This is a genomic window from Rhizobium sp. Leaf306, from assembly GCF_001423425.1.
GTDB lineage: Bacteria > Pseudomonadota > Alphaproteobacteria > Rhizobiales > Rhizobiaceae > Neorhizobium > Neorhizobium soli.
The window spans coordinates 49,522-72,060 of the sequence record NZ_LMNX01000004.1; the positions used below are offsets into that span (position 1 = coordinate 49,522).

General features: G+C 60.5%; 22 protein-coding genes. 5 read left to right on the forward strand and 17 right to left on the reverse strand.

Annotated features, from left to right (window positions below):
* Positions 1 to 15 precede the first annotated feature (15 nt).
* Positions 16 to 1,194: a phosphoserine transaminase gene (locus tag ASG19_RS18390; RefSeq protein ID WP_062460723.1), complete on the reverse strand. Its 1,179-nt coding sequence runs from the start codon at positions 1,192 to 1,194 to the stop codon at positions 16 to 18.
* 368 nt (positions 1,195 to 1,562) lie between these two features.
* On the opposite strand from ASG19_RS18390, the gene ASG19_RS18395 reads away from it, so the two are divergent.
* A complete protein-coding gene (locus ASG19_RS18395; RefSeq protein WP_062461833.1) occupies positions 1,563 to 1,826 on the forward strand; it encodes a hypothetical protein in 264 nt (87 codons plus the stop codon).
* A gap of 23 nt (positions 1,827 to 1,849) precedes the next feature.
* Here the strand turns inward: ASG19_RS18395 and ASG19_RS18400 are convergent, their stop codons facing one another.
* Together ASG19_RS18400 and ASG19_RS18405 are read right to left on the reverse strand one after the other, a co-directional pair.
* Entirely contained in the window at positions 1,850 to 2,149 is a 300-nt protein-coding gene (locus ASG19_RS18400; RefSeq protein ID WP_062460726.1) for a hypothetical protein, read from the reverse strand.
* A 264-nt stretch (positions 2,150 to 2,413) separates the two neighbouring features.
* Positions 2,414 to 3,247, reverse strand: coding sequence for an outer membrane protein (locus ASG19_RS18405; protein WP_062460728.1), 834 nt, complete (start codon positions 3,245 to 3,247; stop codon positions 2,414 to 2,416).
* A gap of 549 nt (positions 3,248 to 3,796) precedes the next feature.
* Between ASG19_RS18405 and ASG19_RS18415 the strand changes: the two genes are divergently transcribed.
* Positions 3,797 to 5,632 (forward strand): glycoside hydrolase family 15 protein, encoded by a 1,836-nt coding sequence (locus ASG19_RS18415; protein WP_062460734.1) that lies wholly within the window; start codon positions 3,797 to 3,799, stop codon positions 5,630 to 5,632.
* A gap of 73 nt (positions 5,633 to 5,705) precedes the next feature.
* Here the strand turns inward: ASG19_RS18415 and glmM are convergent, their stop codons facing one another.
* From glmM to ybgC, 10 genes are all read right to left on the reverse strand, one after another.
* The gene (gene glmM, locus ASG19_RS18420; protein WP_062460737.1) at positions 5,706 to 7,061 is read right to left on the reverse strand and encodes a phosphoglucosamine mutase; all 1,356 of its coding nucleotides are present in this window, start codon (positions 7,059 to 7,061) and stop codon (positions 5,706 to 5,708) included.
* A 252-nt stretch (positions 7,062 to 7,313) separates the two neighbouring features.
* Positions 7,314 to 9,248 (reverse strand): ATP-dependent zinc metalloprotease FtsH, encoded by a 1,935-nt coding sequence (gene ftsH / locus ASG19_RS18425; RefSeq protein ID WP_062461836.1) that lies wholly within the window; start codon positions 9,246 to 9,248, stop codon positions 7,314 to 7,316.
* Between the two features lie 103 nt (positions 9,249 to 9,351).
* Positions 9,352 to 10,686: a tRNA lysidine(34) synthetase TilS gene (gene tilS, locus ASG19_RS18430; RefSeq protein ID WP_082476441.1), complete on the reverse strand. Its 1,335-nt coding sequence runs from the start codon at positions 10,684 to 10,686 to the stop codon at positions 9,352 to 9,354.
* 10 nt (positions 10,687 to 10,696) lie between these two features.
* Positions 10,697 to 11,719: a tol-pal system protein YbgF gene (ybgF, locus tag ASG19_RS18435; RefSeq protein WP_062460743.1), complete on the reverse strand. Its 1,023-nt coding sequence runs from the start codon at positions 11,717 to 11,719 to the stop codon at positions 10,697 to 10,699.
* A 305-nt stretch (positions 11,720 to 12,024) separates the two neighbouring features.
* On the reverse strand, positions 12,025 to 12,567 hold the full coding sequence (gene pal, locus ASG19_RS18440) for a peptidoglycan-associated lipoprotein Pal (protein ID WP_062460745.1): 543 nt from the start codon (positions 12,565 to 12,567) through the stop codon (positions 12,025 to 12,027).
* A gap of 173 nt (positions 12,568 to 12,740) precedes the next feature.
* Positions 12,741 to 14,045 (reverse strand): Tol-Pal system beta propeller repeat protein TolB, encoded by a 1,305-nt coding sequence (gene tolB / locus ASG19_RS18445; protein WP_062460748.1) that lies wholly within the window; start codon positions 14,043 to 14,045, stop codon positions 12,741 to 12,743.
* 11 nt (positions 14,046 to 14,056) lie between these two features.
* Positions 14,057 to 15,238 (reverse strand): cell envelope integrity protein TolA, encoded by a 1,182-nt coding sequence (locus ASG19_RS18450; protein WP_062460751.1) that lies wholly within the window; start codon positions 15,236 to 15,238, stop codon positions 14,057 to 14,059.
* A 9-nt stretch (positions 15,239 to 15,247) separates the two neighbouring features.
* Positions 15,248 to 15,706 carry a protein TolR gene (gene tolR, locus ASG19_RS18455; RefSeq protein ID WP_062460755.1) on the reverse strand — a complete coding sequence of 153 codons (459 nt, stop codon included), beginning with the start codon at positions 15,704 to 15,706 and terminating at the stop codon, positions 15,248 to 15,250.
* A gap of 27 nt (positions 15,707 to 15,733) precedes the next feature.
* Positions 15,734 to 16,453 (reverse strand): protein TolQ, encoded by a 720-nt coding sequence (gene tolQ / locus ASG19_RS18460; protein ID WP_062460759.1) that lies wholly within the window; start codon positions 16,451 to 16,453, stop codon positions 15,734 to 15,736.
* Between the two features lie 267 nt (positions 16,454 to 16,720).
* Positions 16,721 to 17,170, reverse strand: coding sequence for a tol-pal system-associated acyl-CoA thioesterase (gene ybgC, locus ASG19_RS18465; protein ID WP_062461839.1), 450 nt, complete (start codon positions 17,168 to 17,170; stop codon positions 16,721 to 16,723).
* Between the two features lie 122 nt (positions 17,171 to 17,292).
* Here ybgC and ASG19_RS18470 point away from each other — a divergent pair, with 122 nt between their 5' ends.
* From ASG19_RS18470 to ASG19_RS18480, 3 genes are read left to right on the forward strand one after another with little or no spacing between them, the layout of a single operon-like run.
* Entirely contained in the window at positions 17,293 to 18,513 is a 1,221-nt protein-coding gene (locus tag ASG19_RS18470) for an NAD-dependent epimerase/dehydratase family protein (protein ID WP_062460762.1), read from the forward strand.
* 7 nt (positions 18,514 to 18,520) lie between these two features.
* Positions 18,521 to 19,330, forward strand: a complete 810-nt coding sequence (locus tag ASG19_RS18475; protein WP_062460765.1) for a glycosyltransferase — start codon at positions 18,521 to 18,523, stop codon at positions 19,328 to 19,330.
* The gene (locus ASG19_RS18480; RefSeq protein ID WP_062460768.1) at positions 19,327 to 20,196 is read left to right on the forward strand and encodes an NAD(P)-dependent oxidoreductase; all 870 of its coding nucleotides are present in this window, start codon (positions 19,327 to 19,329) and stop codon (positions 20,194 to 20,196) included. The genes ASG19_RS18475 and ASG19_RS18480 overlap by 4 nt, the downstream gene beginning before the upstream one ends.
* Positions 20,197 to 20,215: 19 nt before the next feature.
* On the opposite strand, the gene ASG19_RS18485 is transcribed toward ASG19_RS18480, so the two are convergent.
* Genes ASG19_RS18485 through ruvB form a run of 4 tightly spaced genes read right to left on the reverse strand, consistent with a single transcriptional unit; the run spans position 20,216 to position 22,471 of the window.
* A complete protein-coding gene (locus ASG19_RS18485) occupies positions 20,216 to 20,641 on the reverse strand; it encodes a hypothetical protein (protein ID WP_348271498.1) in 426 nt (141 codons plus the stop codon).
* Positions 20,634 to 20,855: a DUF2945 domain-containing protein gene (locus ASG19_RS18490; RefSeq protein WP_062460771.1), complete on the reverse strand. Its 222-nt coding sequence runs from the start codon at positions 20,853 to 20,855 to the stop codon at positions 20,634 to 20,636. Before ASG19_RS18490 ends, ASG19_RS18485 begins: the two co-directional genes overlap by 8 nt.
* 55 nt (positions 20,856 to 20,910) lie before the next feature.
* Positions 20,911 to 21,399, reverse strand: a complete 489-nt coding sequence (locus tag ASG19_RS18495; protein WP_244476243.1) for an NUDIX hydrolase — start codon at positions 21,397 to 21,399, stop codon at positions 20,911 to 20,913.
* 31 nt (positions 21,400 to 21,430) lie between these two features.
* Positions 21,431 to 22,471, reverse strand: coding sequence for a Holliday junction branch migration DNA helicase RuvB (gene ruvB, locus ASG19_RS18500; protein ID WP_062460777.1), 1,041 nt, complete (start codon positions 22,469 to 22,471; stop codon positions 21,431 to 21,433).
* Positions 22,472 to 22,539 lie beyond the last annotated feature (68 nt).

A 22,539-nucleotide genomic window follows, 5' to 3' on the forward strand; every position in this document is an offset into this window, starting at 1 on the left:
AGCACCGGAATTCGATCAGGCGGCGGCCTTGGAAAGCGCGGCCTTCTGCGTTTCGAACGCATAGGTGAGCCACGGCATCAGCGCCTTCATGTCCGCCTCTTCGACGGTAGCGCCAGCCCAGATGCGCAAGCCCGACGGTGCGTCGCGGTAAGCGCCGACGTCGAGTGCGACGCCTTCCTTTTCGAGGATTGAGGTCACGCCCTTGGCAAAGGCTGCCTGTGCGTCAGCGTCGAGAGCGGCGACATCGGCATCGGCGATCTTCAGGCAGACCGAGGTGTTGGAGCGGGTCTCATCGACCTGCGCCAGATTGGCGATCCAGTCGTTGGCCGCCACGAAATCGAAGATCACCTTCGCATTCGCGTCGGCACGGGCAATCAGCGCCTTCAAGCCACCGAGCGACTTCGCCCATTGCAGCGCATCGATATAATCCTCGACGCAGAGCATGGACGGCGTGTTGATCGTCTCACCCTTGAAGATGCCTTCGGAAATCTTGCCGCCCGAGGTCATGCGGAAGATCTTCGGCAGCGGCCAGGCCGGGACGTAGCTTTCAAGACGGGCGACAGCGCGCGGCGACAGGATGATCATGCCGTGGCCACCCTCGCCGCCCAGCACCTTCTGCCAGGAGAAGGTGGTGACGTCGAGCTTGGCAAAATCGAGGTCCTGCGCAAATGCGGCCGACGTTGCGTCGCAGATGGTGAGGCCCTTGCGGTCATCAGGGATGAAGTCGGCATTCGGAACGCGAACGCCCGATGTCGTGCCGTTCCAGGTGAAGACCACGTCACGGTCGAAATCGATAGTGGAAAGGTCGGGAAGCACGCCGTAATCGGCCTCGATCTTGCGCACATCCTTCAGCTTCAGCTGCTTGACCACGTCGGTGACCCAGCCGGCACCAAAACTTTCCCAGGCGACCATGTCGACGCCACGTTCGCCAAGCAGCGACCACAACGCCATTTCGACGGCGCCGGTGTCGGACGCGGGAACGATGCCGATACGGTAATCGGCCGGAACGTTCAGAACTTCACGGGTGAGATCAATGGCCTGCTTGAGCTTGTCCTTGCCAACCTTGGCGCGGTGCGAACGACCGAGCGGGGCATCGGAGAGAGCGTCGAGCGACCAACCGGGGCGCTTCGAGCAAGGGCCAGAAGAAAAATGGGCGTTATTCGGACGCAGGTCCGGCTTTGCGGCATTGGCCATATGTATACCCTTCCAGGTAATTGGCTCCTCGTTGGGGAGGAGTGTCCCGCCGCCGTGGATAGTGGAAAGATGAGAAAAGCGCAAGTGAAAATGGATTTCTGGAGAGTGCGGCTAGCAAGATCGCGCTGATGGACGCGGAGTAGCACAAGACCAAGATCGGTCCGCTAGCATATGTATGATATGCCGATTCCCCGACTGATCACCCTTGCAAAGTCCAAAAGACTATCGCGCCGATAGTGTCGAAATGGCGTGCAGCCCTGCAACGTCAGTGCGTCTTCAGCAATATGAGCCTGAAGCCCGCAGCTTGTCAGGAAACTTTTCTCCGCCCAGGCTGTTTGACAGCTTACCTACAGATCCAGGAGCAGACCATGAAACGCTTTCTTGTACTGGCTGCAGCAGGCCTCCTCACGGCCTGCTCGACATCACAGGTCGACCTTTCCCCCATCCCCGGGAGCATCACATACAAAGGGCAGCCTCACACGCGGCTGAAAAACGCACCGGTGGGCAGCAGGATACCCCATGAATTTCGCAACCAGTTCGGTGAACGGATCAGCGAAACTTACGTCATCGAACCTGATCGTAGCCTGCGCATAATCGACAGACATAGGATCGACGGTCCGTTCGATGACTGACCGTCGATCATACTCACCTGTTGTCAGTAACGTGGCCGACGTCTTGGATCGCAATCCTGGCGATCAAGCCTGTCGATGTCGTCGATCACGCCTCTGCCTCCGTGCAACGCGAGGCAGGTTCGGCCGTCGAACATGAGTGCGTAGCTGCCGCGCCGGTCCGAAATGCGTCCAACATCGCGAAAGCCCTGGTCGCGCAGATCGTCTTTCACGGCATTGATGCGCTGTCCAACGTAGTCATCAAGGTATCTCTGGGCCGATGCCGAACCGGCAAACGCTGATAATGCAACGCCAGCTACAACCGCCGAAACAAAATACTTCTTCATTCATCCTCTCCCACAGCGCGATCAAAATCGCGTTTATCGACATTTCGGGCGGAGAGTGCGTTCGTCAAGAGTTCGTGATCGGCTGCCGATGCGGTTGGTGCTGTGACCGGGCTCTACCGCGCAGTCCTCGTAACGCTCCCGGTGTCCCAGTGAGATGACAGGGCGAAGCAGCGGGGCCAAACGGAAATTCGTCTTCGTCTGGGCCGCCAAACGACAAAAGGCCGCCCGGAAGGCGACCCTTTTTTCTCGAGGTCGAGATAAAGCTTACTTATAGACCAGCGGAGCCGGTTCCGGCTCGTAGGCGACGGGTGTCGCGCAGCCGCCGAAGACGTAGCGAGCGCCAAGGCGTGCTTCGTGGCTGTAGAAGCCCTTGTCGCGGCCCGGACCACCATTCGAGGCGTAACCGAACATGTCGCCGCCGTCGACATAGCGGAAGCGGTAGCCGACATCGGCCTTGACGTTGCAGGTCACGTCGATGGTCGCGCCAGCCATCAGGGCACCGGTCGCGCGCCACGAGCCCTTGCCGCCGTGTTCAACCGAATCATCGCACAGCGCCGGGTTTCCGGTGGCGCAGGACGTGTTGCGCAGCTTGTCCCATTTCACGTAGGTCGCACCGATACCGGCGCCGACATAGGGCGTGAAATAGGCGTATGTGCCGAGATCGACATAAACGTTGGCGAGAAGGCTATAGGCCCTCATCGATGCACGATCCTTGGAGATGCAGTCCGCCGCCACGCCGCAGCTGCCGCTCGTCGACCCTTCAAAGTCGCTCTTCGTCAGGTAGTCGAAAGTCACGTCCGAGCGAAGGTAGTTGTTGATCTGGTAACCGACACCACCGCCGAACGTGAAGCTGTCGTCGATATCCGTCGACCGGAAATCCGTTTCGCTTGCCGAGCTGCCGCCCTGAAAGAACTTGGCGCCGCGCAGCTTGTTGAAGGAATAACCGACGTCGCCGCGCAGGTACCACCCGGTCGACTCCTGAACGGTCACTTCCGGTGCATCCTGAAAGGCTTCCGGCTGCGGCTGATAGACATCCGCGGAATAGGCAACGGTGGTCGTCAGCAAGAACGCCATCGTGGCTGCTAGGCACTTCTTCATGGCTCATCTCCAAGCTTGTCGCGTCAATGGCAGGCACGACGCCCGGCCACCTCTTTGACAATGAAGAATGAAGAAAAAAGGTTAAATGCTGATTAACTATAACCCCAGCAAGGTTATATTCGTGAAGATTTGCGGTTAACAGCACACTGCTCTTAACGACATGTTCACATTATATAAGTGAATTCTAAAAAATTATCGGCGAATTTTTCGTGGATGACGCCCTCGCCTGCCGCCCACTCGCGTCAGTCAGCCTTCCCGGTCCGCTTTGGCTTTGCGTTTCAACTCGGCCACGGATCGAAGATGGTCGGCGAGCGCAGTCCTCAGTTTTTCCTGCTCATGCCTTGCGACAAGTTTGACCGCTGCCCTGCGGACAGCTTCGATTTTAACGTGCTGCATCTCTTCCATCCCGTCCTTGCGGGAAAGAGAACGCACCATCTCGAAGTTCGATCCCTAAAAAATCAGGGGTAACTTCTTGGCGAGCCAAGACGTTATCGGCGAACCGATCTGCTGCTTCGGAGTTGTCCGTTCTGCATAGGAAAGGGTCAGGTTTTGACACAACTGAATACCGATACTGGGAAATCATTGGCGGTCCACGCCGACGTGCCGCGACCGATCGCCGAACATGGTGCGGTCGGCAATCTGAGAACCCTAGCGCTGGTTGCGCGCGATGGTGCGCTCGATTTTCTCTGCTGGCCGGATCTGGACAGTCCCAGCATCTTTGCCGCACTCCTCGATCCGGAAAAGGGCGGCGCGTTCGAGCTTTCGCCTGACATCGACGATGCCCGTCGTCTGCAGATGTATATCCCCGAGACCAACGTCCTCCTCACCCGCTGGCTCGGACAGCACCAGAGCGCCGAAGTGGTCGATCTGATGCCGGTGCCAAAAACCGAGGACGGGGTGGAGAACCTGATCCGCCGGGTTGAAGTCACCCGCGGCGAGATGACGTTTTCGCTGCGTTGCTGGCCGCGCTTCGACTATGCGCGCAAGGTGCCCGAGGTCACGGTCGACGGCGGCGTGTCAACGTTCCGCTGCGGTGATTTCACCCTTCGCCTCTCGGGCCCGGTGACCTTCGAAAAGGAAGACGGCGGTGTCAGCGCCACGTTTTCATTGAAAGCCGGAGAGACGGCCGACTTTGTTCTGGACGGAGACGACGGCGACGTCTGGGACAAGGACGCTGTCAGCGCTGCAATCGCGGACGCCATAGAATACTGGCAGGGCTGGGCAAAACGCTCGACCTATACCGGTCGCTGGCGCTCCTCCGTCACCCGCTCGGCACTGGCGCTCAAGCTTTTGACCTCGCAAAAGAACGGTTCCATTGCCGCAGCGGGAACATTCGGTTTGCCCGAAGCTCCGGGCGGCCCGCGAAACTGGGATTACCGTGCGACCTGGATCCGGGATGCCTCCTTCACGATCTACGCGCTGATGCGCCTTGGCTATCAGGACGAAGCGAACGCATTTTCCCATTGGCTCGTCGACAGGACGGACCGGTCGCCAGGTGGGGAAATACAGATCATGTACAATCTCGATGGCAGTCGCGTTGACACCGAACAGGAACTCGACCACCTCTCGGGCTATGGCGGTGCCAAACCCATCCGCGTCGGCAACAATGCCGCCGAACAGATCCAGCTGGACATCTACGGCGAGCTTCTCGATTCGGTCTATATCAGCAACAAATACGGCGAGGCGATCTCCCACGACAACTGGAATGCTGTCCGGCGCATCGTCGACCACGTCTGCGACATCTGGCAGGACGCCGATGCCGGCATCTGGGAAATCCGCAGCGAGCCGCAGGAACATCTGCATTCCCGGCTTATGTGCTGGGTCGCGGTGGATCGTGCCATCCGGCTGGCTCAGAAGCGGTCGCTAACAGCTCCGTTCGGACGCTGGGTCGAGGCACGCAATGCCATCAGCGACGACATCTGGGCAAACTTCTGGAATGCCGATCTCGGCCACTTCGTTCATGCCAAGGGTGGCAGTGATCTCGACGCGTCCATGCTGATGATGCCGCTCGTGCGCTTCATCAGTGCCACCGACCCGGCCTGGCTGGCGACGCTCGATGCAATCGGCAACGAACTTGCCGATGATGCGCTCGTCATGCGCTACAAGCGCAAGGACGGCCTGGACGGCGATGAAGGCTTCTTCGCCGCCTGTTCGTTCTGGTATGTGGAGTGCCTCGCCCGCGCCGGTCGTCTGGCCGAAGCCGAGATCAACATGGAAAAGCTGCTCCTGTTCGGCAATCACCTGCAGCTCTATGCGGAAGAATTCGATCCGCGCGGTGAGTTCCTCGGCAACTTCCCGCAGGCCTTCACCCACCTCGCCCTGATCAGCGCCGCCTTCTACCTCGACGGCGCACTGGACGGCAAGTTCAGGCAGTGGCGGCCGTAACAGCGAACGGCCACGAGGTCGTGGCCCATCCCTCTCCCGTCATAGCCGGGAGAGGCTAGATCCAAACGATCCGTCAGGCCGCTTCCGGTCTGGCGTTGGCAATCACCGTGACGAGATCGCCGACGATGCGCTCCACCTGGGCCCGGTCGTCGCCTTCAGCCATGACACGGATCAGCGGCTCGGTGCCCGACGGGCGAATGACGAGGCGGCCCTTGGTGGCAAGCTCGGCTTCCGCATCCGCGATCGCCTGCCGCACAACGGCGTTTTCCAGCGGCTTGCCACCGGCGAAGCGTACGTTTTTTAACAGCTGCGGCACCGGCTCAAACCGGCGGCAGACTTCGCTCACCGGGCGATCGAGCCGCTTTACGCGGGCAAGGATCTGCAAGGCTGCGACAAGACCGTCACCGGTCGTGCCGAAATCCGACAGCACGATATGACCGGACTGTTCGCCACCCACGTTGAAATCGTGATTGCGCATGTGTTCGACCACATAACGGTCGCCGACCTTGGTGCGCGCAAGCGTCAGGCCCTTGGTCTCCATGAAGCGCTCGAGCCCGAGATTGGACATGACGGTCGCGACAATGCCGCCACCGGTCAGCTTGTCGTCTTCCGCCCAGCTTTCGCCGATGACCGCCATCAGTTGGTCGCCATCGATGATATCGCCATTCTCGTCGACGATGATGACACGGTCCGCGTCGCCGTCGAGCGCAATGCCGATATCGGAGCGCGTCTCGTGGACCTTGCGCTGCAGCGCCGCCGGGCTGGTTGAGCCGCAATCGAGATTGATGTTGGTGCCGTTCGGCTCGTTGCCGATCGTGACCACTTCGGCGCCGAGCTCCCACAGAGCCAGCGGCGCGACCTTGTAGGCGGCACCATTGGCGCAATCGATCGCGACCCGAAGACCGTGCAGCGTCACGTCACGCGGGAGCGTGCGCTTGGCCTGTTCGATATAACGGTAGATATCGCCCTCGACGCGCTTGGCGCGACCGATATCGGCCGATTTTGCCAGCTGCGAATGGAGGTCGCTGTCGAGCAGATCCTCGATCCGCATTTCCAGCTCATCGGAAAGCTTGTAGCCGTCGGGGCCGAACAGCTTGATGCCGTTATCCTCGAACGGGTTGTGTGAAGCGGAAATCATCACGCCGACATCCGCACGCAGGGAGCGCGTCAGCATGGCAACCGCGGGCGTCGGGATCGGGCCAAGCAAAAACACGTCGAGGCCGGCTGCGGTAAAGCCTGCGACCATGGCATTTTCCAGCATGTAGCCGGAAAGACGGGTATCCTTGCCGATCACCACGCGGTGGCGGTGCGTTCCGTTGCGAAAAATTGTTCCGACGGCAATACCGACGCGCATCGCAAGATCTGGCGTCATCGGATAGACGTTGGAATGCCCGCGGATGCCATCAGTCCCAAAATAGCGGCGTGTCATGTAAGCTCCCTGGTACACGCGCTCTCAAAAGCGCGGTCTTCGCCCGGTTATGTCTGTATGTGCAACATGCCCGAGCGGATCGGCGGCACTGCCGTCCAAGATCGGCTCATGCCACAGTTCATCTGCGTTGGCACCTAAATTACCGTCAAAATCGCTTATATCCCGTTACCGAACCAGTCCCGCTAAGGTCGATAAGCAAAAGCCGCCGCGGATGTTTCCGCAGCGGCTTCAATAGGTTTGATGCAGTAGAGATCAGTGCGGCTGAGGTTCAAGACCGCCTTCGGGCGCATCGCCCTTCGGCTCGTCCTTCTTTGCACCGGCGCTCGGCACAGCCGAACCACGGCTTGGCGTCGAATCGTCGCCAAGGTCGCGCGACGGCTTCTGGCCGAGAATCAGCGCTCTGATTTCGTCACCCGAAAGGGTTTCGTACTCGAGAAGGCCCTCAGCGATAGCCACGAACTGATCGTGGTATTCGGTCAGGATATGGCGCGCTTCCGTATAGGCTTCGTCGATCAGACGGCGCACTTCGCTATCGATCTTCTGGGCCGTCGATTCGGACACGTTCTTCGACTGCGAAACCGAATGTCCGAGGAAGACTTCCTGCTGGTTTTCACCATAGGCGACCTGACCGAGGATGTCGGAGAAGCCCCACTGGGTGACCATGGCACGCGCAAGCTTGGTCGCCTGCTCGATGTCAGAGGATGCACCGGACGTGATGTTTTCCTTGCCGAATGTCAGTTCTTCGGCAACGCGGCCACCCATCATGATGGTCAGGCGCGACACCATCCACTTGTAGCTCATCGAATAGCGGTCGCCTTCCGGCAACTGCATGACCATGCCGAGCGCACGGCCGCGCGGAATGATGGTCGCCTTGTGCAGCGGATCGGCAACGGCCACCTTGAGGGCGGTGATCGCATGACCGGCTTCGTGATAGGCGGTGAGCTTCTTTTCGGCTTCAGTCATGGCGGACGAGCGACGCTCGGCGCCCATCATGATCTTGTCCTTGGCGTCTTCGAATTCCTGCATGGTGACGAGACGCTTGTTGCGGCGCGCTGCCATCAGGGCAGATTCGTTGACGAGGTTCATGAGGTCGGCACCGGAGAAACCGGGCGTACCACGGGCAAGAACCTTGAGATCCACATTGGGAGCGAGAGGCACGTTACGCGCATGCACCTTGAGGATGCGTTCACGACCAACGATGTCAGGGTTCGGCACGACGACCTGACGGTCGAAACGGCCTGGACGCAGAAGAGCGGGATCGAGAACGTCGGGACGGTTGGTCGCGGCGATGAGGATGATACCCTCGTTCGCCTCAAAGCCGTCCATCTCGACCAGAAGCTGGTTCAGCGTCTGCTCGCGTTCGTCGTTACCACCGCCGAGGCCTGCGCCACGGTGACGGCCGACGGCGTCGATTTCGTCGATGAAGATGATGCAGGGCGCATTCTTCTTGGCCTGCTCGAACATGTCGCGCACGCGGGATGCGCCGACACCAACGAACATCTCCACGAAGTCCGAACCGGAGATCGTAAAGAACGGCACGTTGGCTTCACCTGCCACCGAACGGGCGAGCAGCGTCTTACCTGTGCCCGGAGGGCCGACAAGCAGCACGCCGCGCGGGATACGACCGCCGAGACGCTGAAACTTTTGCGGATCGCGCAGGAATTCGACGATTTCCTCGAGGTCAGCCTTGGCTTCGTCGACGCCGGCAACGTCCTCAAACGTGACGCGACCATGCGCTTCGGTCAGAAGCTTCGCCTTCGACTTGCCGAAGCCCATCGCACCGCGTGAGCCACCCTGCATCTGACGCATGAAGAACAGCCAGACACCGAGGATCAGCAGCATCGGCAACAGCGTGCCGATATAGCTCAGGAAGCCAGACGATCCGTCTGTCTCGGGGCGAGCCATGATCGAGACGTTCTTCGACTGAAGACGCTCCATCAGGCTGTCATCGATGACCGGGGAGTAGGTCTGGAAGTTGGTGCCGTTCTCGGTATAGGTGCCGAGGACACGATTGCCGGTCACGACGACGTCGCGAACGCGGCCGGAATCCACGTCACGCAGGAACTGCGAATACGGAATTTCGCGCGAGGACGTCTGCGACGGCGCCGTCTGGAACATGCTGAACAAAGCGATCAGCAGCAGGGCTATAATGGCCCAGAGGGCAAAATTGCGAAAATTTGGGTTCATCGAACTCCCCAGTATGCCAACGGTCACATCATGGCGACCGCCCTTCTTGGAACCTAACATAGGGTTGAGCTTTGGCATTGCCAAGGCGAACCGGCACGGACGCCTAGCTTTTCCGCTGGGAAAGCTTAACCGGAAGCGGGGGTATATCGTCGCATCCGACCAAATCGGCGAACTGGGCTGCAATTTCGAGCTCGAACTGCGACAGGAAGCGTTCGAACGTCCCCAGGACCGGGTGCATGTCAATCGCGTGCAGCAGGCCAGTTTCGAGTGTTTGCACCTGTGGCATTGCCGCCATGGCCCGCATCGCGACCGACCCGGGCGCATTCGGGAAAAGCGAGCCCGCCAGCGTGCGATCGGGAATGGTCGGCCCGATCACGATTTCGCTATTGGTTGGGTTGTGGACGCGGTATCGGCCATCCCAGACCTTCACCGCCCCCGCCGCGATGCGAACAGGGTTCAGATTGCGGCTTTCCCGGTAAAGATACAGCCCATCCCGACGCAGATCGAAGATGACCCGCCCTGCAGACATTCGGCCGAGCTGCCGGCCATCCAAAAATGCCGCGACCCGTGTCATCGTCTCGGTCGAAGGAACGTGTTCCCGTCCGCCCAGGAGCGCGATGAGATGTCCGAGCAGATGGTCCCGAGCCAGTGGATCGCCGCCCAATGCTTCGACCGGAAGATAAGCCAGAACCCCATGGCTGATCGTCAGCTGCTCGCGGGCCAGTTCCGCCGCGAGACTGGAAAGGGACGTTCGCGAAGCGCCGGCCGCAGCAATCTCGTCCATCGTCACCGTTTCGATGCCCGTCAGAGCATTTCGAGTTCTGACCCTCTCGTAATGGCTGTCGAGGTTGCTCGGGTCGTCGATCCAGCCCTCGCCTCCCGCTGCAAGAAAATCCCGGATCGCTGAGCGACGCACAGACAGAAACGGTCGCAGCAGCCAGCGCCGTCTGTCGAGCAGGACTGCACCTGCCATGCCCGCCAGACCCAGCTTGCCCTTCGTGCCGTTGCGCACTGCGCGCATCGCCACCGTTTCGATCTGGTCATCCAGCGTATGGCCCGTGAGGATGGCGGTGGCTGCGATCTCATCAGCGATCTCCATCAGCAGCCGGTAGCGAGCTTCTCGTGCAGCAGCCGGAATGCCGGTCGTTGGTTTGTCGCCGTCCCAGCGGCGGATCGTGTGGGGAATGCCCTTGCGTGCGCAAAGAGATGCCACCGCGCCGGCCTCCGCGCCTGATTCGGCTCGCAGCGCATGATCGATCGTGGCAGCGGCAAGTTCGATCCCGCCTTCCGGGTCAGTAGCCAGCGCCTCCTGAAGCGCGAGCAGAAGCCCGGTCGAATCACTGCCGCCGGAGATCCCCACAAGCAGTTTCGCCGGCCTTGAAAGACCGGCGAGAAATTCACGAACCGCTGACTGCGGGGATGGATCCGGGGTGGTCACCGCCGCAGGATCAGCAGGACAGCCGCTTCTGCTCGGTCGTCACCTTGCCGAGCACGGCGCGCTGCGCATTTGGATAGCGCTTGGGTACCTCGCGAAGCGTCGCGCAGGCCGTATCCTTGTTGTCGAGAGCCGCAAGCGACATGCCGAGCTTCAGCAGCATTTCCGGCGCCTTGGCGGACTTGCCGTAGGTCTGGTGCGCGTTGAGAAAGGTCTTTGCCGCATCGGCATATTTCGCCTGCGAGAACTGCGCTTCGCCGAGCCAGAAATTGGCGTCTGCGGCCCGTGAGCTCTTCGGGTAGCTGGCGAGGTAGCTGGAGAATTCTTTCTCGGCGAGCGGGTAGTCGCCGGAAAGAACATGGTCATAGGCGATCTTGTAGCTGTCGCCCTCACTGCCGAGCGAGGCCGTCTGCTGCGGATCCTGGGACCCACCGCTTCGCGACGAGCCGGAAGCAACACCGGGAAGACCGGCCGAATTGCGGGCATTGTCGTTGCGGGACGCACCGACAGTATTTCCGCTCGTGTCGAGATTCATCGAGCCAAGCGTTGTTGGCGCTGGTGCGGCGCGGTTGCCTGTGGTCGCGGATGGGCTGGAAGGCTCACCAATGATGCGAGCCACGTCGTCGGCGCCTTGCGCAGCAGGTGTGGAGGTTTCGCCGGAGGAAGCCGAAGACGAAGGGCGGTTGGACGCCACGGCCGGTTGCCCGCCCGTGTCGCCCAAGTCGCTTCTCTTCTTCTTTTCCAGGTCCTGGAAACGGAATTCGTTATCTTCCTGCGTTTTGCGCAGTTGTTCCTGCATCTGCAGGAGCTGATAACTCATTTCCTCGATACGGCCGTTAAGCTGCCGTACCTCTTCCTGAAGCTGCTGCGTCCGGACGGCATCGCCGCCCTGCGCGAGGATCACAGGCCGTTGTTCGGCCTGCGGCTGTTGCGGAACGCTTTGCTCGCCCTGGAAGAGTTTCGGAAATGAGAAGGCCCCAGCAGGGCCCGCCATCGCCGCCAGCCCCAGCATCGCTGCCAAGACAATTTTCTTCATGTCGTCCGTCCTGCTTCCCGCGCTTCGGCCCTCAAGCCGGAATGGCTTTCGGAAAGAACGAAGCGCAACCTATGTTCTACAACGCGCTGTGCGCATCGGAAACCCGGTGCGCGGCGCTGTAGCTTGCGCCGGATTGGCGCAATACGGATTTTTCTGAACTGCCGTCAAAAAGCAACCAAGTCGACGTTCAAAATCAAGGGAAACGGGGCCAAACTAAGGAAAAACAAAAAAGGTGGCGCGAAGGCCACCTTTTCTCACCAAAATGTCATGTGTGGAACGGAGACTGGCCCCGCCCCTCACCGGCATTACATGCCAGCGCCACCGAGAACGGTAACCGCGCGGCGGTTCTGCGACCAGCAGGAGATGTCGTCGCAAACGGCGACCGGACGTTCCTTGCCGAAGGAAATGGTCTTGATGCGGTTGGCAGGAATGCCGCGCGAAGCAAGATATTCCTTGGTGGACGAAGCGCGACGGGCGCCGAGTGCCAGGTTGTATTCGCGGGTACCGCGTTCGTCGGCATGGCCTTCAACGGTGATCGCGTAGTTCGGGTAACGCTGCAGCCACTGAGCCTGACGATCGAGCGTCTGCTGGGCATCTGCACGGATCGAGGTCGAGTCCGTATCGAAGAAGATCCGGTCGCCGACATTGACCGTGAAGTCCTGGCTCGAGCCAGGTGTCGCCGAGCCGCCGGCGCCACCGCCGTTGAGGCCAAGGTCACCCGCGTTGTTCGGAAGGTTCTTCTTGTTGGCGCAGCCTGCGAGAGCGAGGGCCAGCGTCAGAGCGATGACGGCCGGGTTGCGAGCGAGGGTCTGCATACGGCTCATCGCCGGGGTATGAATGCGGCTCATGGCCGTTCTCTCCTTGATCATTTAATTTAAGAGTTGCCGAACTCTAACGGATTTAGGTTAACCATGATCAAACGCTTATGGTTAACGAATTCCTTCCGGTGCCCTATTTTTCAGTCGTTCGCTGCCGGTTGGAACGCAAGCGCGGCAGATCTGCCGCGCCTCAAACGTGCCTCCTATTCAAGAAGCGGCGACCAGGCCGGGTCGGACCCGAATGCCGGTGTCTTGACCATCTGCTCGTTATAGCCGCTGAGATCGATCGAATACAACTGCGGACCACCGGCGCCGGCGTTCTGGCGGAAGAACATCAGAACGCGACCGTTCGGTGCCCAGGTCGGACCCTCGTTATGGAAGCCCGATGTCAGAATGCGCTCGCCAGAACCGTCCGGACGCATGACGCCGATCGAGAACTTTCCGCCCGACTGCTTGGTGAACGCGATCAGATCGCCACGCGGCGACCAGACCGGCGTCGAATAGGAACCATCGCCGAACGAGACGCGGCTCTGGCCCGAACCGTCGGCCCCCATCACGTAGATCTGCTGGCGGCCGCCACGGTCGCTTTCGAACGTGATTCGGGCACCGTCAGGCGAATAGGACGGCGCGGTATCGATCGCAGCCGTAGACGTCAGGCGCGTCGTCGTGCGCGAACGCAGGTCCATCGTGTAAATATTCGCGTTGCCTTCCTGCTGAAGGCTCATGATCACCTTCTGACCGTCAGGCGAGAAGCGAGGCGAGAACGTCATGCCGGGGAAATTGCCCACCACTTCGCGCTGTCCGGTTTCCAGCTGCAGCAGGTAGACCCGCGGCTGGTTGCCCTCGAACGACATGTAGGTGACTTCCTGACGGCTTGGCGAAAAGCGCGGCGTCAGCACGAGATCCTTGGTGCCGGTCAGCATGCGGACGTTGAAACCGTCCTGGTCCATGATTGCCAACTGACGCTGACGGGCAGTCTTCGGACCGCTTTCGGATACGAACACGACGCGGGTGTCAAAGTAGCCCTGCTCGCCGGTGATCTGCTTATAGATCGCGTCGGCGATGATGTGCGCCAGACGACGCCAGTTTTCCGGCTGAGTAAAGAACTGCTGGCCGGTCATCTGCTGGCCGGCAAACGTATCCCAGAGACGGAATTCGGCGCGCAGACGACCGTCGCCTTCACGGCTGACGCGACCGACGACCAGCGCCTGGGCGTTGATCGCCTTCCAGTCTTCGAAACGCGGCGCGCGGCCCGGATCGGTGATCTTTTCGATGAACGCCTGCTTGTTCACAGGCGCGAACAATCCCGAACGCTGAAGATCGGCGGCGATAACCTGCGAAATCTGCGGTCCAAGCTCGTTGTTGGACAGGAAATCGGTAATCGCGATCGGCAGCGGCTCAACATTGCCCTTGTTGATGTTGATCTCGACCACCGCGTTTGCGGGGTTGGAGATCGCGGCAGCACCGGCGGACGCCATCATGAGCCCGAGGAAGGAACGTCTGATCATGGTTTGGCCTTTCAAAGCATATCAAGATCGCTGGGGCTGAAGTTCACGATGACTTCGCTCCACGCATCGTATTTGTCTGCCGGCAGGTTCTTGAACGGCGACGAACGCAAGACAGCGCGGCGCGCGCTGGATTCAAGCGTCCGGCGGGCCGTATCTGAACCGCCGCTTGAGGAAACTTCGGGTTCGCCGACGATCATGCCCGACTGGTCGAGCCGCATATGGACGCGGATGACCACGCCTTCTGCACCTTCGATGCCGGCGATATAGGACCAGTTCTTGCCGATCTGCCCGCGCAACGCGTCCATTTCGCTGACGCTGAGCTTCGAACCGGTGGATGGCTTCGTGCTGCCCGTGGAAGCAGGCGACGTCGAACGCTTCGCACCGCCGCCGGACGCGTCCTGCTTGTTGAGGAGCGCTGCGATCTGGTCGGCATTGAAGTCGCTGGCCTTGGAAGACGAGGACTTGGCGGTCTCCTGCTTCTTGCCTTCCTTCTTGTCGGTCGGCTTGGAAGCTTCCGTCGCCTTGGTATCCGCCTTGGCGGTTTCGGTCGGCTTCGGCGGGTCAGGCTTTTTCTCGACCGGCTTTTCGACGGGCTTTGCCTGCTCCTTCGGCGGTTCCTGCTTCGGCTTGGCGGCCGGCAGCGGAACGCTGTCTGGAAGCGGCGCTTCCTCGGTCTTGGCTTCGGTCGGAGTTGGGGTCGGTGGCGGTGTCTCGGCCTTGGGCGGCGTCGGCTCGGGCTTTGGCGGGGTCGGCTCCGGCTTCGGCTGCGGCAGCGCTGCCACTTCCTGAGGCTTCGGTGCCGTCTCTTCCTTGACGATATCCTTGACCTGGTTGTCCTCGTCCGTCGGGGTCGGCGTCGGGCGCTCCACCGGCTTTGGCGCGGCGGCGGCTTCGGTCTTCAGGGGCTTCTTGGCGGGTGTCGGCGGGGACTTCAGGTCGATGTCGCTCTCGCCGGCATTCTCGGCGTTTTCGACGACCTTCTGGTTCTTGGTTTCCTTCACCGAAGGCTTTTCGGTGAGAGGCGCCTTCTTGTCACCCTGCTGCATCTGGGTGATCGATTCCACCGGGACGATGTCGACCGGCAGCGCCTCGACGTCGGCGACGTTGAGCTGCATCGGTGAACTCAGCGAGACAAGCGCCCAGCCGAGAAGCACCGAATGGAGAACCAGCGATGTGCCGATACTACCCTTCATGGCGTGGGATCACTGCTCCTGTTCCTGAAGGGTAACGAGGCCGAGGTTCTTGTAACCGGCAGACGAAATGCGGGCCATGACCTTCATCACCACGCCATAGGCAGCGGCAGTGTCGCCACGCACATAGATGCGCTCGTTATAGCCGGTCGTGGCGATCGCCTGCAGCTTCGGCAGGATCTCGTCGATCGTGATCGGGGTTTCCTGCAGGAAGATCTGCCCTTCCGGATTGACCGAAACGGTGATCGGCTGCGTATCGGAATTCATCGCCTTGGCCTGGGTTTCAGGCAGGTCGATCGGCACGCCGACAGTCATCATCGGTGCGGCGACCATGAAGATGATGAGAAGCACGAGCATGACGTCGACAAGCGGCGTGACGTTGATTTCGCTGATCGCGCCGCTACGGCTGCGCCCACCGCGACGTCCGCGACGACCGCCTCCCGATTTTGCTCCTCCGGCCGACATGCCCATGGTGCTTACTCCTGGCGTTGTGCCTGATTACTGAGCGGCCTGGCGTGGCTGCAGCTTCTCGTCGATCTGGCGCGAAAGGATGGCCGAGAACTCGTCGGCAAAGCCTTCCATCCGCGATGAAAGCTTGCCAGCCTCGCCCATGAAACGGTTGTAGGCGATAACCGCCGGGATAGCGGCGACGAGGCCGATGGCGGTTGCCAGCAGCGCTTCGGCGATACCCGGTGCAACGACCGCAAGGTTGGTGGACTTCGATCCGGCAATCGCCTGGAAGGAGGTCATGATACCGATGACGGTACCGAACAGACCGATGAACGGACCGGCCGAACCGATGGTCGCCAGCGACCCGAGACGTGCCTCGTAGGCTTCGCCTTCGCGCGACATCGTCACGTCCATGGCGCGGTCGATACGCATCTGCAGACCGATCGGCGAACGGGCGCCGCGCTCAAAGCTCTTCTTCCATTCGCGCATGGCAGCGACGAAGATGGCGGCAAGGCCCGTGTTCTGGCGCTCGCCAAGCGTGCGGTAGAGTTCTTCGAGCGACTGACCCGACCAGAACACCTGCTCGAACTGATCGAACTGGCGCCGCGCCTTTGCAAAGCTCATATATTTGTCGATGACGATCGCCCAGGTCCAGACCGAGGCACCCATGAGCCCGATCATCACCATCTTGACGATCAGTCCGGCCTGCATGAACAGCGCCCAAAGGCTCACGTCATGCGTCGCAGCTTCCAGAGCTACCTGTTCCATCTGTCTTCAATCCCCGAATCCAAACGCCCGGCATTTCACAACCGGGCGGGTTCCAAAGCGCGCTCTCGCGAGAATGTTTCTGTCCGCCGAGATCGCCGCCTAACGCCCAAGATGTCCTGAGTTTTCAGCTTGGCTTCTCGCCTTCAAATTTGGTCAAAGGAAGGCGTGCGTTGCACAAATTCCTCACGGGTTAGTAAGACTACATTATCGTTAATAATGTGTTACGGCCGCAAGCTTGATCAGCGCTTTGGCTCTATTGTCTGAAGCTCAGATCGGCGCTGTTAGAAACTTCTCCGCGATCGCCTCCGGCAGTCGTCGTGGACGGCCGTATCTGTTGATGACGGCGATGACCACCTTCGCCGCAATCAGCAGCGTTTCGCCGCGGCGGATTTCCTGGGTGAGAACCATCTTGGCGCCACCCGCCTTTTCGGTGATCGTCTGGATCGTCAGTATATCGTCCATCCGGGCCGGTTGCTTGAAATCGATCTCCATGCGGTGCACGACGAAGACCAGCCCCTCCTCATCCGCCGACAGAAGCGCACCCTGCTCGCAGCCGAGGCAACGCAGATAATCGGTTCGGCCGCGCTCGAGAAAGTGCAGGTAGCGGGCGTGATAGACGAGGCCGGAGAAGTCCGTGTCCTCGTAATAGACCCGCTGGACGAGGCTGTGACCGCCCTCGATCAGTTCTCCGGATAACAAAAAATTCTGCTCTGTCATAAGCTTGCCTTGAAATTCCATCTTCATCCCCTGGATAAAGGCGGAATACCGATCCACTTTCGGTGTCCTGTCATACTTCCCGCCCGCATAAAATAGGGCACCCGCGAACGGAGAGAACATTCATGAAGATTGCAGTCCTTGGCGGCGATGGTTTCGTCGGCTGGCCGACATCGCTTCACCTGTCCTATGCCGGCCACGAGGTGCATATTCTCGATAACCTGTCGCGCCGCTGGATCGATACGGAACTCGGTGTTCAGTCGCTGACGCCGATGGACAGCATTCAGGAACGGACCCGCATCTGGCACGCCGAGACCGGCCGCCGCATCCACTTTCACCTGATCGACCTTGCCAAGGATTACGAGCTTCTGAAGGGTTGGCTGGCGGCGAACCGTCCAGACGCCATCATCCACTTCGCCGAACAGCGGGCAGCCCCCTATTCGATGAAGAGCGACCGCCACAAGAACTACACTGTCAACAACAACGTCAACGCCACGCACAATCTGTTGAACGCCATGGTCGAGCTCGACCTCGACGCGCATCTCATCCACCTGGGCACAATGGGTGTCTACGGCTACTCGACCGTTGGTGCTGCGATACCGGAAGGTTACCTTCCTGTTGGCATCGAGACAATGGACGGGCGCACGGTCAGCCAGGAGATCCTCTATCCAAGCAATCCCGGCTCGATCTACCACATGACGAAATGCCTCGATCAGCAGCTGTTTGCCTTCTACGCCAAGAACGACGGCCTGCGGATCACCGATCTCCACCAGGGCATCGTCTGGGGAACCCACACGGAGCAGACCCGCCGCCACGAGCAGCTGATCAACAGATTCGATTACGACGGCGATTATGGCACGGTTCTCAACCGCTTCCTGATCCAGTCGGCGATCGGCTATCCGCTGACGGTACACGGAACCGGCGGCCAGACGCGCGCCTTCATCCATATTCAGGATTCGGTGCGCTGCATCGAGATCGCGCTCAACACACCGCCTGCCCGCAACAACCGGGTCGAGATCTTTAACCAGATGACGGAAACCCACCGGGTCCGTGATCTCGCCGAAATGATCTCCAAGATGAGTGGCGCGCAGATTGCCTGGCTGCCCAACCCGCGCAAGGAAGCCCCGGAGAACGATCTCGTCGTGAAGAACGACAAGTTCCTGAGCCTCGGCCTGCAGCCGACGACGCTCGGCGAAGGCCTGCTCGCCGAGATCGTTGATGTCGCGAAGAAATATGCCTACCGCGTCGATCGCAGCCGTGTCCCCGCCGTTTCCGCCTGGACGCGCGATATCGCCGCCAAGGTGGAGCACGATCCGGAAGGCATGCGGCTGAAATCCGTCTCGTGATGGCGCGATGAAAACCGCCTTCGTCACCCTCGTTACCAATGCCGATTACGCGATGGGCGCCACGGCACTGGCCCGATCGATCAAACTGACCGGGACCACGGCCGAGATCGTCGTGCTGCATACGGCTGCGGTCTCAGCTTCCGACCTTGGCCCGCTCGAGGCCCTAGGCTGCAGGCTGGTGGAAGTCGCGCACCTTCCGCTGTCCGACGCGTTCAACGACCGTCACGCCCGAAAGAAACTGCATGGGGCGGCGCCCTTTACCAAAGGCAACAAGCCGGATTTCCACACGCCGCTCGACAACTTCTGCAAGCTTCGCCTGTGGCAGCTGACCGACTACGACACAACAGTCTTCATCGATGCCGACGCGCTGATGCTGAAGAACATCGACAAGCTGTTCGCCTATCCGGAGTTTTCCGCGGCACCGAACGTCTACGAGAGCATGGCCGACTTCCACCGGATGAACTCCGGCGTGTTCGTGGCCAAGCCATCGCTGCAGACCTTCGACGGTATGATGGCGGCGCTGGACGTTCCCGACGCCTTCTGGCGGCGCACCGACCAGACGTTTCTGGAACACTTCTTTCCGGACTGGCACGGCCTGCCGGTGACCATGAACATGCTGCAATATGTGTGGTTCGCAATGCCCGATCTCTGGAACTGGGAAAGCATCGGCATCCTCCACTACCAGTATGAAAAGCCCTGGGAGAAGGATCACCCGAAGGCGCAGCAGTTGAAACCTCTGATCGATCTCTGGTGGAACTTTTACGAAGGGCGCTCGCCCGACATCACCGCGCTGCCCAATCCGGCGCCGTTACCATGAAAGTCCTCGTCTCGGGTGGGACCGGACTCGTTGGCCGCTATATCGTCGAAGCGTTGCTGGACGCCAGCTACACGGTCACCGTCGGCGGCCGGACACGGCCGCAACCCGACCTGTTCTCGAAACCAGTCGAATTCGTCCCCCTCTCGCTCGATCCCGATCTCGACCAGAGTGATGTCTTCACCGGTGCCGATTTCTTCGTCCACGCCGCCTTCGACCACGTCGCGGGAAAATACCGGGGCGGCGAAGGCGACGATCCCACGCGGTTTGCCCGCATGAACCTCGATGGCACGATCAAACTGTTCGAGACTGCCAAACGAGCCGGTCACCGCCGCGCAGTCTTCATCTCCAGTCGCGCCGTCTATGACGGCCTTCCGGAAGGCTTGCCCCTCACCGAAGACGCGGATCTTTCACCGACAAGTCTCTACGGCGAAATCAAGCATAAAGGCGAATTGGCAGTCGCCGGGCTTTGCGACCCGGACTTTTCGACCGCAAGCCTGCGGTTGACTGGTGTGTACGGAGATCTGAGACCCAACAAGTGGGATCAGATGTTTGAAACCTACCGTTCCGGCAGCGTCATCGAACCGCGTGCGGGAACGGAAGTACACGGCAGCGATGTCGGCTCCGCCGTCCGTCTGATGCTGGAAGCCGAGGCCGTCAGGATCGCTGGCGAAAGTTTCAACGTGTCAGACATACTCACCGATCGAAGCGAGATCCTCAGTCACGTCGACAATGGCCGCGGCTTGCCCGAGAAGGCTGATCTGTCGCGAGTGCGCGTCATGCCGACGGCAAAGATCGAGGCGCTTGGCTGGAGGGGCGGTGGCAAATCGCTGCTTACGCAAACAATTCGCCGCCTCGCCTCCTCCTGATCTTATCCCCGCTACGACCCTAGTGGGACGAGGCGCGTTGCGTCTTAGCCTCTTGTTTCGTCTTGTCGATCTGCCTCATGTGCTCTTCGGCCCACTTCTGGCCGGCGTCGCCACCCCACAAAAGCCAGGCGATGTAACCCGCCGAAGGGTTGCCGTCGTCGCCGAAATTGTCGGAGCGTTTGTCGACATTGTGCCGCTTGAAGTAGCTCACCATCCGCTTCACCGTCTGTTCCGACAGGTGCTTGCGGTGCTGAAGATCGCGAGCGCGGGCGATCCCGACCGTCGTGCCGCCACGCCGGTATTCGGCGCGAAGCTTCAGGCCCTTCTCGGCCGCAGCCGCAACGTCGGCCGGCGGCTTGTGGTCAAGCTGCGATGGTTTGGACGGGCTGCGCGCGCGAGTCTTAGACTGCTCGTGCTGATGTTCGTGCGAAGATCTTTCAGCCATCGGTCTTCTTCAGCTCCGATTGGCTTTTCAAAACCTTGTCGCCGTCTTCCTGCTTGACGAGGAAGGCGGGCTTGTCGGCATCTGCCTTGCGCTTGATCGTCTTGCCCTTGATCTTACGCTCGACATCCTTGGTGAACTTCTCGGCGACCTTGCCTTCGGCCTTCGACTTTCCCCATTTCCATTCGACTTCGTTTCCGACGCTGATCTTCTGCATGGATCATCTCCTTCTACTCCTGAAAAAACTCAAGCGAGCAAAGGATGTTCCAACATCAGTCTTTCAGATCGAGATCGCCATCGCGCCAGACCACGTGTTTCGGGCTCATGGTCAGATCTTCGATCTCGTCCGCGATGAAATAGGGCGGAATATCCAGCGCCTTCAACGAGTCCCTCGTCGCCTTCACCCACTTGAACTCGAGTTCGTGCGTGTCGACGATCCGATGGACGATATCGGTCGGATGAAACGGAAAGCTCTCCGGCAGCTCCATCAGGTAGTAGAAGCCGAGTTCGTGCCAGTCGCGGTCTTCGTAGTGGAAGAAGTTCTCGACCGCCCAGAGCAGCCGTCCGACCTTCACCTCGACCCCGAGTTCCTCGACCATCTCGCGTTTCAGGGTCTCCTCGGAGGTTTCGCCCACTTCCGCGCGTCCGCCGGGAAAGGTCCAGAACGTCTCATGCACGGCGCGGTGCACCAGCACATGGCCGTCGCGAAAACCAAGCCCCGCGATGCGCATCTGAAAAATGCGCTTCGGCTTGAACTTCATCCGGATGCGCAAATCCTGGGGTTCGTCGCCTTTACTCATCGTCGAAACTGATCCTGAACTGGGCCGCTTCCATATCCTTGGGCGGCTGCAGGCCGAGATGCTTCCAGGCGACTGCCGTCAGCACCCTGCCCCGCGGCGTGCGCTGGATAAAGCCCTGCTGGATCATGTAGGGCTCGATAATGTCCTCGATCGCGTCGCGCGGCTCCGAAAGTCCCGCCGCAATCGTCTCGATGCCCACGGGCCCGCCGCCGAAGTTGACGGCGATCATGTTGAGATACCGCTTGTCGAGCTGGTCGAAACCGGCGTGGTCGACATTGAGGCGGATCAGCGCCTCGTCGGCGATCTCCTTGGTCACGGCTTCCGCACGCGCCACTTCGGCGAAATCACGCACACGGCGCAACAGCCGTCCGGCGATACGCGGCGTGCCACGGGCGCGCCGTGCGATCTCGCGCGCGCCGCCATCGGTCATCGGCAGGTTCATAAGGCGCGCACCACGCCGGACGATGCCTTCCAGTTCCTCGACCGTGTAGAACGACAAGCGCACGGGAATGCCGAACCGGTCGCGCAGCGGCGTCGTCAAAAGCCCGATACGGGTCGTGGCAGCAACCAGCGTGAATTTCGACAGGTCGATCTTGACCGACCGGGCCGACGGCCCTTCGCCGATGATCAGATCGAGCTGGAAATCCTCCATCGCCGGATAGAGGATTTCCTCGACCGCCGGGTTGAGACGGTGGATTTCATCGATGAACAGCACGTCGCGGTCTTCGAGATTGGTCAGAAGCGCCGCAAGATCACCGGCCTTGGCAATGACAGGACCGGAGGTCGAGCGGAAATTCACGCCCAGTTCCTTGGCCATGATCTGCGCAAGCGTGGTCTTGCCGAGACCCGGCGGGCCGACGAACAGCACGTGATCCAGGGCCTCGCCCCGGTTCTTGGCGGCCTCGATGAAGATCTTGAGGTTGGCGCGAGCCTCTGCCTGCCCGGTAAACTCGTCGAGCGACTGCGGGCGCAGCGCCGTATCGAAATCTTCGCCCCGTTTTTCCGGCGAGATGAGGCGGTTTTCGTCGGTCATGCAAGAATTTCCATCTCGGGCGCGCAGGATGCGGCCTTTGTGTCTGATGTCATGGAGCAGTGGCACCG